Annotated in this window: 1 protein-coding gene and 2 pseudogenes; all 3 read left to right on the top strand. The window is 38.5% G+C overall.

Annotated elements, in window-relative coordinates:
- Window positions 1–83: 83 nt before the first annotated feature.
- Window positions 84–677 (top strand): annotated as a pseudogene (locus CW745_RS16960) (aspartate-semialdehyde dehydrogenase).
- An 85-nt stretch (window positions 678–762) separates the two neighbouring features.
- Window positions 763–2,919, top strand: a pseudogene (locus CW745_RS16475) (prolyl oligopeptidase family serine peptidase).
- 85 nt (window positions 2,920–3,004) lie between these two features.
- A partial coding sequence (locus CW745_RS16470; RefSeq protein WP_153069779.1) for an ATP-binding cassette domain-containing protein occupies window positions 3,005–3,253 on the top strand: 249 nt, incomplete at its 3' end.

Here is a 3,253-nt window from a genome sequence, read left to right as displayed (position 1 = left end):
CGGCGCACACCGAGTACTACACTCTTTACCGCTGCAGGATGTCCTTCTGATCTAACCCCAACTGTTCTACCATACAATTGGTCATGGCGTTACACCCTTTACATAAAAAATATAAAATGAAACGTGTGGTCGTTTCAACCTACCAGTCTGTTTCTGGTACCGGGGTAAAAGCAGTTAAACAGCTGGAGAATGAAATTGCCGGTGTTCAAGGCGAAATGGCATACCCTTATCCTATTGGTAGAAATGCCCTGCCCCATTGCGATGTGTTCTTAGAAAATGGTTATACAAAAGAAGAAATGAAACTGGCCCGCGAGCCACAGAAGATTCTTGATGACCGTACATTCTCAGTTAGTGCAACCGCTGTTCGTATTCCTACGGCAGGTGGGCACTCAGAATCTGTAAACGTGGAATTTGAAAATGATTTTGAATTAAACGAGGTGCGTCAATTATTGAACTAAATGCCAGGTGTTACGGTACAAGACAACCCAGATACCAATACCTACCCAATGCCAATTTATGCTCACGACAAAGATGAGGTATTCGTTGGGCGTTTACGTAGAGATGAAACTCAAAGAAACACTTTGAATATGTGGATCGTAGCAGATAATCTTAGAAAAGGTGCCGCAACAAACGCTGTTCAAATTTCTGAATATTTAGTAGAAAAAAGCTTAGTTTAATTTATACCCTTAGAACGTTAAAACCTTCAAAACTTCACAGTTTTGAAGGTTTTTTTATGGTATTTTAGTACAAACTGAACTACATATGAAAAATGTTATACCGGCGCTCTTTGCTGTTGCGCTAATTTCTTCTTGTAAAAACGAATCTAAACCAGAACCCATTATCGTGAATTACCCTGTTACCGCAAAAGTAGATACCGTAGACACTTATTTTGGCACCGAAGTCAAAGATCCATACCGCTGGCTTGAAGATGATAGAAGCCCTGATACAGAAGCTTGGGTAAAAGATCAAAACAAAACTACATTTGGCTATCTAGAAAAAATTCCATTTAGAAACGACCTTAAAAACCGATTGGAAAAATTATGGAATTATTAGAAATTAGGGACTCCATTTAAAAAGGGTGATTACACCTATTTCTATAAGAATGACGGCCTACAAAATCAATATGTTGTATATAGGGCTAAAGGAGATGAAGAACCTGAGGTTTTTTTAGACCCCAATACCTTTTCTGAAGATGGCACCACATCTTTAGCTGGATTGAGTTTTACCAAAGATGGATCTTTAGCTGCCTATCTCATTTCTGAAGGTGGTAGCGATTGGCGAAAAGCTATTATTCTCAATGCCGAAACCAAAGAGGTTGTGGAGGATACCTTAATTGATATAAAATTCAGCGGACTTTCTTGGAAAGGAAATGATGGTTTTTACTATTCTAGTTATGACAAACCAAAAGGTAGCGAACTCTCTGCCAAAACAGATCAACATAAAGTATACTATCATAAACTGGGTACTCCACAAAAAAATGATGAACTTATTTTTGGCGGTACACCTACAGAAAAACATCGTTATATTGGTGCCAGTGTTACTGAGGACAACAAGTACTTATTGATCAGTGCATCGGTTTCTACTTCTGGAAACAAATTGTTTATAAGAAACCTTGAAGATCCAAATGGCTTGTTGATACCTATGGTTGAAGACACGGAATCTGACAACTATGTAATTGACAATGTTGGTTCAAAACTATACATTGTAACCAATAGAAATGCTCCCAATAAAAAAATAGTAACGGTAGATGCCAGTAACCCCGAAGCTAAAAATTGGGTAGATTTTATCCCAGAAACCGAAAATGTATTGAACCCCAATACAGGTGGTGGCTATTTCTTTGCAGAATACATGGTTGATGCTATCTCAAAGGTTTTTCAGTATGATTATGAAGGCAAACTTATACGTGAAGTAGAATTACCAGGTCTTGGTTCTGTGGGTGGTTTTGGTGGTGAAAAGGAAGATAAGGAATTGTATTTCTCATTTACCAATTACAATACCCCGGGATCAACTTTTAAATATGATGTAGAAAGTGGTACATATGAGCTGTATTGGAAACCGAATATAGATTTCAATCCTGAGAACTATACTTCTGAACAGGTTTTCTATAGTTCTAAAGATGGCACTAAAATACCAATGATCATTACCTATAAAAAAGGAACCGAACTTAATGGTAAAAATCCGACTATTCTGTACGCCTACGGCGGATTCAATGTTAGTGTAACTCCGTCTTTTAGCATCGGTAATGCCGTTTGGATGGAACAGGGTGGAATTTACGCTGTACCCAATTTACGTGGTGGTGGTGAATATGGCAAAAAATGGCATGATGCGGGAATAAAAACTAAAAAGCAAAATGTTTTTGATGACTTTATCGCAGCTGCAGAATATTTAGTGGACAACAACTATACTTCAAAGGAATATTTAGCTATTCGTGGCGGCTCTAATGGTGGTTTACTTGTTGGCGCAACAATGACCCAAAGACCAGATTTAATGCAGGTAGCGCTACCTGCAGTGGGTGTAATGGATATGCTTCGTTATCATACATTTACAGCTGGTGCCGGTTGGGCCTATGACTATGGTACCGCAGAAGATAGTGACGAAATGTTCCAGTATTTAAAAGGCTACTCCCCTGTACATAATGTAAAAACAGGTACTGCATACCCTGCCACCTTGGTAACTACCGGCGATCATGACGATAGGGTAGTGCCTGCACATAGTTTTAAGTTTGCGGCAGAACTACAGGAAAAACAAGCAGGGTCTAACCCAACTTTAATCCGAATAGAAACCAATGCAGGTCATGGAGCAGGTACACCCGTAAGCAAAACCATTGAACAATATGCCGATATTTTTGGGTTCACCCTATTTAACATGGGATACTCAGAGCTACCCAATAAAAGTGTTTTAAAGGAATTTAAAGAGTAAATATTTTTTTAAATCAATAAATTATCGAAAAATCCGTTTCAAATTGGAACGGATTTTTCAATTTTACAGTTCTAAGCACAAAAGCATGTTACGAGTAGAGAACCTATCATTTTCTTATGACAAACTTCCAGTATTAGCGTCTATCGATCTGCGTATTCAACGTGGTGAACATGTGGCTATCATTGGAGAAAGCGGTTGCGGAAAAAGCACCTTGTTGAAGTTAATGTATGGGCTAATGGATCTGGAACAAGGTGAGATTTTTTGGGAAGATGAGCCAATTTTATGTCCTGCATCCAACTTGGTTCCAGGTATGCCTTTTATGAAATATCTTTCT

The sequence above is a fragment of the Psychromonas sp. psych-6C06 genome, from assembly GCF_002835465.1.
In the GTDB taxonomy this organism is placed as follows: Bacteria; Pseudomonadota; Gammaproteobacteria; order Enterobacterales; family Psychromonadaceae; genus Psychromonas.
This window is presented reverse-complemented; position numbering and strand designations above follow the sequence as displayed.